This is a genomic window from Pseudoalteromonas sp. S2721 (genome assembly GCF_005887425.1).
In the GTDB taxonomy this organism is placed as follows: domain Bacteria; phylum Pseudomonadota; class Gammaproteobacteria; order Enterobacterales; family Alteromonadaceae; genus Pseudoalteromonas; species Pseudoalteromonas simplex.
Genome location: NZ_PNCZ01000073.1, coordinates 1 through 5,841, shown reverse-complemented (window position 1 = coordinate 5,841; position 5,841 = coordinate 1). Strand labels below are relative to the sequence as shown.

The window sequence follows — 5,841 nt, the reverse complement described above, 5'->3', positions numbered from 1 at the left end:
ACTAACCACTAACCACTAACCGCTGGGTTGTTGTCTCATTTTAACATCTGTAATTCACATGCTGTTAAGTTATCGATAGGTATTCTCATTGACGTTTGTGTAGGCAAAAAAAAAGCCCGCATAAGGATGCGGGCAAACAACAAGTTGAAGGAAGTAATCCAGGGAACTACGGTCTACTTAAAAAAGGTTTTATCCAGATTTAAGTAAACCTAGTGCAATACGAAATTTCATATTGCTAAAAACGGAGCTTAATGAAAGAAACTTTCATGAGGTTGCTAGCTCGGTATAGGTAAATAATACGCAATGATGGATTTTTCTTCAAACTAGAAAAATTTTATTTTCAGATAAAAAAAACTAATGTGAGTATATTTTTTAGTTGTTTTCTTTTTGTTCACATTGTGAATATATTAATTTTAAGTTCATGAATGGGAAGGTTTTTATAAATTTTAAGAACTTTATTCAGGATTAGTTTAAGTATTCTGTAGTAGATTCGTAAGAGTGCTTTTGGGTGTTTATGCGTTATTTATGAATAAACGCCGAGTTTTTGGCTGTTTTGGTTGCTTTTTAGTGTCACTGTAATGACTTATTATTAAGGTGAAAATATGCATAATTGTATTGATAAAACCTAATATGGCTAAAAAATAACTAAGCAAATTGCTTTTTACCGTTATTTGCCGCTAATTCACAGCAAGAGCGTTGTCAGTTCATAGCTGACTAGATACACTAGATGTAACTTTTGGCCGCCTTTGTGGTCAATAAATACAAGTGTAAAAAATATAACAAATTACATAGAAATCTATTTTAGGAGTTTAACGTGGGATCAGGGCTTAACTTTTTAGATCTTATTCTAGAAGCCAGTGTACTTGTCCAGCTAGTAATGTTGGCATTAGTCGGTATGTCGGTAATGTCATGGGCAATTATCTTTCAGCGTAAAAAAGCGATTTCTGATGCACTTAATGGCGCAAAGCGCTTTGAGCAGAAGTTTTGGTCGGGTATTGACCTAAGTAAATTATACAACGAAGTATCAGCGCGTCCTGGTGGCGCATCAGGTGTTGAAGCATTATTCGTTGCAGGTTTTAAAGAGTTTGCACGTCATAAGAAAAATTCACCACAAAGTGCAAGTATTGTTATGGAAGGCACACACCGTTCAATGCGTGTTGCTTTATCGCGTGAAGTTGAAAAGCTTGAGTCAAGTTTATCGTTTTTAGCAACAGTGGGTTCTATTAGTCCTTACATCGGCCTGTTTGGTACGGTGTGGGGTATTATGAACGCATTTATCGCATTAGGTGAAGTTAAGCAAGCAACGCTACAAATGGTAGCGCCAGGTATTGCTGAAGCACTAATCGCAACAGCAATGGGTTTATTTGCTGCAATTCCAGCTGTTATTGCTTACAACCGTTTTGCAAACAAAGTAGAAAAGCTTGAAGGTAATTATATTAACTTCATGGAAGAGTTCGCCAATATTTTACACCGCCAAGCTGCTGCGCAAATAGAGGCTAAAGCGAATGTACCAGCGTAAGAAACGTCGCCCAGTAGGTGAGATAAACGTAGTTCCTTACATTGACGTAATGTTGGTACTACTAATCATATTTATGGCAACTGCGCCACTTATTACTCATGGTGTAAAAGTAGATTTGCCAAAGATGGAAGAATCGGATCTTGTTGATACTAAAGATACGCCTCCAATTATTGCGTCAATTGATGCTGAAGGTAAGTACTATGTAAGTATTGGTACAGATCCTGAAGCACCAATGGAAGCGTTGGATGTTGCTGCAGTGATTAAACTTCAGCTGCAAAAGAATCCAGATACGCCAGTGATGATCAAAGGTTCGGGCCGTGTTTCTTATCAAGAAGTACTGCTACTTATGGACTTTTTGAAAAATGCCGGTGTGCCTTCAGTGGGTCTAATGACCGAATCATTTGAGGGTTAGTATGCGTGAGTCATTAATCAAATCGATTCTATTACATCTGGGTATTATTGGTTTTTTAATTGGATCAGCTAGTTTTCATTTACCTACTCCTAAGGTAATGGAAGTAACTTTGAATCCAGCTATGCCTGAGCCAGAAAAGGCTGTTTCAGCAGTTACGGTAGACCAACAAAAGGTTGAACAAAAAATTGCTGAGCTAAAAAAGCAAGAAGAAGCGAAAAAACAAGCTGAAGCAAAGCGTCTTCGTGATCTTGAACGACGTGCCAATGATGCGCGCAAGCAACGTGAAGCGGAAGACCGTCGTCTTAAAAAGCTAGAACAACAGCGCCGCGCTAAAGAGAAAGAAAAAGCAGAAGCCGAAGCACAAGCGAAAAAAGCACGTGAAATTCAGCAAAAAGAACGTGCTAAAGCGCAACAAGCCGAAAAGCAAAAGCAAGAAGCTGAAGCAGCAGCAAAAGCTGCAGCAGAAAAGCGCAAAGCTGAAGAAGAGGCGTTAAAGAAAGCGGAAGAAGAGCGTAAGCGTAAAGCTGCCGAAGCAGAAGCTGAACGTAAACGCAAAGAAGCCGAAGCCGAGCGTAAACGCCAGCAAGCATTGCAAGAGCAGATGTTGCAAGAGCAGTTAGCTGCTGAGCAAGCTGCACGAAATAAAGTTCGTCAACAGCAAATTGTAAGTGAAGTCGACAAATACAAAGCCTTAATAATGGCACGTATTCAGCAAACTTTACTTATCGATGAAAAGATGAAGAATAAACAATGTCGTGTAAATATTCGTCTTGGCTTTAATGGCTTAGTAACACAAGTTAAGTCATTAGGTGGTGATAAATTAGTGTGTGAAGCTGCGCTTCGAGCTGTTCGTATGGCAGATACACTCCCGGTATCACCTGATAAAGACGTATTTGAGCAACTTAAAAATATTAATTTAACAATCAAGCCAGAATTCTAAAGGAATGATATGTTCAACCAGATAAAAACAGCATGTTTTATTGTATTACTGGGCTTTCATGGCATCGCCAGTGCTGCACTAGAAATTGTTATTACCGAAGGTGTTGATGGTGCACGTCCGATTGCGGTTGTGCCATTTCAATACAATGGGGTTGGCCCCATCCCTGAAAAGTTAAGTACTGTTATTGCAGCAGACTTAATGCGTAGTGGTAAATTTAAACCTATTGATGTAGCAACAATGCCTCAATTACCAGCAACTGATACTGACGTTGACTATGCTGCATGGGTTAATAAAGGTGTTGAAGCCGTTCTTGTTGGTCAAGTTGAACAACAGCCAGGTGGACGTTACTTAGTTAAGTATGAGCTTATTGATGTTATTCGTGGTCAGATCACGGGTGGTCAAACACAGATGATGAGTAACGGTAAGTTAGTTAAAAGCCAAGACCATATTCTTGATGCAAGAGAAAGTGTAATAGCTGAAACGGGTTTCCGCCGCTACGCTCACCGCATCAGTGATGTTGTATACGAAGCTTTAACTGGCGAAAAAGGTGCATTCTTAACGAAGATTGCCTACGTTATTGTGAGAGAAAATCAGGCAATGCCTTATCAGTTAGTCGTTGCTGATTATGATGGTTTTAATGAGCAAGTATTACTTCGCTCGAAAGAACCATTAATGTCACCGGCATGGTCACCAGATGGTACTAAGCTTGCGTATGTAACATTTGAAAATCGTCAAAGCCAAATTTACATTCAAGATTTATACACGGGTAAACGTGAGCTGATCACAAGTCACCCTGGTATTAATGGTGCGCCACAGTTCTCACCTGATGGCAAAAAGCTACTATTAGTGCTCTCTAAAGACCGCAATGGTGCAACAGAAGTATATGTTTTAGACCTTGCAACTCGCAAAGAAAGACGCCTTACAAATCACCGTAGTATAGATACTGAACCATCTTGGTTCCCTAATGGGCAAGATATTGTGTTTACGTCTGAAAGGGGTGGTAATGCCCAGATTTATAAGTTAAATTTGCAAACTGGTAGGTCAAAACGCATGACGTTTGACGGAGATATGAACCTAGCAGGTTCGGTTTCTCCAGACGGAAAAGAATTAGTGATGGTGAACCGTACCAACGGTCAATACCATCTTGCTAAGAAAGAGCTAGCTACAGGTGCGTTCCAAGTATTAACTAGAACACGCCTTGATGAATCGCCGAGTATCGCACCAAACGGCTCGATGATTATCTACAGCACGCTTCATAATAATAAACAGGTGTTGGCGTTAGTTTCTATGGATGGTCGCTTTAAAGCACGCTTACCTGTGCTAGACGGACAAGTTAAGGCACCGGCTTGGTCGCCTTATTTACAGTAATTATACTGGTTTACTCAATATAGGAATCAATTAAATGCAACTTAATAAAACTTTAAAAGGCCTGCTAATTGCTGTGCCAGTGATGACATTAGCGGCGTGTAGCTCTTCTTCAGGTGTTGATGAAGGTGCTGCAAACCAATCTAACCAAGGTATGGTTGAGCAATCAAACAACACTGATACTGTTGAAGTTGCAACGCTTACTCCAGAGCAACAAGCTGAAGAAGCACTTCGTGAAAAATACGAAGCGTTACGTCAAGAGCAAATCATTTACTTTGGTTTTGATAACGCAAAAATCCAAAGCAAGTATGCTGAACTATTACAAGCACACGCTGAATTCTTAGTACAAAACCCTTCAGTTAAAGTACTAATCGAAGGTCACGCTGATGAGCGCGGTACGCCTGAGTACAACATCGCACTAGGCGAGCACCGTGGTCAAGCAGTAGAAAAATACTTACAAAGTTTAGGTGTTTCTGCTAGCCAAATGTCAGTAGTGAGCTATGGTGAAGAGAAGCCAATGGTTAAGTCTCGCACTGAAGAAGCGTTCGCGAAGAACCGTCGCGCAGTATTAGTTTACTAATAAAGAGTCATTATGAAGCCGAAAATTATTTTGGCAGCAATGATCTTAAGCGGGAGCACCCAGTTATGGGCTGCTCCCGCTCCTGTTTCAGAAGCTGCAAGCTCGCAATCGAGCATTGAGAAGCGTTTAGTCGCTTTAGAAAACATGATGAAGTCACGTAATTTATTGCAAGCTGAGCTTCAGCAGCAGCTTAATATTTTACAAGACGAAGTGAGCCAAGTACGTGGTATTACAGAAGAGCAAAGCTATAAGCTTGAAAAAGTACTGCAACGTCAGCGTGAGCTATATCAAGAAATTGAGAACCGAGTTAGCCAAGCTTATAGCCAGCCTGCTGCAACACAAACTCAACCTACAAATACTTATACAGATGTAGGTGCATCACAGGCAATCAGTTCAGACTTATCTGAAAACGAAGCTTATGAGCGTGCAGTGGCGTTAATCATGAAAGATAAACGTTATGAGCAAGCAATTCCTGAGTTTCAAGCATTCTTAACGACATACCCAAATTCAGTGTATGCATCTAATGCGCATTATTGGTTAGGTCAGCTGTTAACTATTCAAAACGATCAAGCAGGTGCGACTGAGCACTTTAAAGTTGTTGTGAATGAATACCCTAATTCTAATAAGCGCCCAGATGCAATGTTAAAGTTAGGAAACTTATTAGCGGATCAAGGTTTAGGCGAGCAAGCCCTTAAAACCTTTAATGATTTAATTAATCAGTACCCAAGTACTACCGCTGCTAAATTAGCCACAGAACGTCTGTCGCAAATGTAGATTTGACCTGATTAGACTGCTTTTTGACATAAGCGGTCTAAAATTAGGCAACTAGACATAAAAACTTAAAAAAAGAGATATTTTCTGTTGCACTCAGCATTTAAATAAGTATTATAAGCGCCCGCAGCAGGCGATTGGTAACAACAGCCAAAATGCGGAAAAAAGAGCGGGTCATTAGCTCAGTTGGTAGAGCAGTGGACTTTTAATCCATTGGTCGATGGTTCAAGTCCATCATGACCCACCATTCTATC

Annotated in this window: 6 protein-coding genes and 1 tRNA gene; all 7 read left to right on the top strand. The window is 40.2% G+C overall.

What is annotated here, in order from left to right; genetic code table 11:
* The first annotated feature begins 814 nt into the window (after positions 1–814).
* The 7 genes from tolQ to CWC02_RS19265 all read left to right on the top strand — a co-directional run bounded on the left by tolQ (position 815) and on the right by CWC02_RS19265 (position 5,834).
* Positions 815–1,519 carry a protein TolQ gene (gene tolQ, locus CWC02_RS19295; RefSeq protein WP_054553012.1) on the top strand — a complete coding sequence of 235 codons (705 nt, stop codon included), beginning with the start codon at positions 815–817 and terminating at the stop codon, positions 1,517–1,519.
* Positions 1,506–1,931: a protein TolR gene (tolR, locus tag CWC02_RS19290; protein ID WP_054553013.1), complete on the top strand. Its 426-nt coding sequence runs from the start codon at positions 1,506–1,508 to the stop codon at positions 1,929–1,931. Before tolQ ends, tolR begins: the two co-directional genes overlap by 14 nt.
* 1 nt (position 1,932) lies before the next feature.
* Complete coding sequence (tolA, locus tag CWC02_RS19285) at positions 1,933–2,871, top strand: cell envelope integrity protein TolA (RefSeq protein WP_054553014.1); 939 nt, start codon at positions 1,933–1,935, stop codon at positions 2,869–2,871.
* A 9-nt stretch (positions 2,872–2,880) separates the two neighbouring features.
* A complete protein-coding gene (tolB, locus tag CWC02_RS19280) occupies positions 2,881–4,239 on the top strand; it encodes a Tol-Pal system beta propeller repeat protein TolB (RefSeq protein WP_054553015.1) in 1,359 nt (452 codons plus the stop codon).
* Between the two features lie 34 nt (positions 4,240–4,273).
* Entirely contained in the window at positions 4,274–4,816 is a 543-nt protein-coding gene (gene pal / locus CWC02_RS19275) for a peptidoglycan-associated lipoprotein Pal (RefSeq protein WP_054553016.1), read from the top strand.
* A 12-nt stretch (positions 4,817–4,828) separates the two neighbouring features.
* Positions 4,829–5,590, top strand: coding sequence for a tol-pal system protein YbgF (gene ybgF / locus CWC02_RS19270; RefSeq protein WP_054553017.1), 762 nt, complete (start codon positions 4,829–4,831; stop codon positions 5,588–5,590).
* 168 nt (positions 5,591–5,758) lie between these two features.
* Positions 5,759–5,834, top strand: a tRNA-Lys gene (locus CWC02_RS19265).
* Positions 5,835–5,841: the final 7 nt, after the last annotated feature.

Excerpts from the sequence above, each read along its gene's own strand:
- tolR (WP_054553013.1), top strand. The coding sequence starts at position 1,506 with ATGTACCAGCGTAAGAAACGTCGCCCAGTAGGTGAGATAAACGTAGTT.
- tolA (WP_054553014.1), top strand. The coding sequence starts at position 1,933 with ATGCGTGAGTCATTAATCAAATCGATTCTATTACATCTGGGTATTATT.
- tolB (WP_054553015.1), top strand. The coding sequence starts at position 2,881 with ATGTTCAACCAGATAAAAACAGCATGTTTTATTGTATTACTGGGCTTT.
- pal (WP_054553016.1), top strand. The coding sequence starts at position 4,274 with ATGCAACTTAATAAAACTTTAAAAGGCCTGCTAATTGCTGTGCCAGTG.
- ybgF (WP_054553017.1), top strand. The coding sequence starts at position 4,829 with ATGAAGCCGAAAATTATTTTGGCAGCAATGATCTTAAGCGGGAGCACC.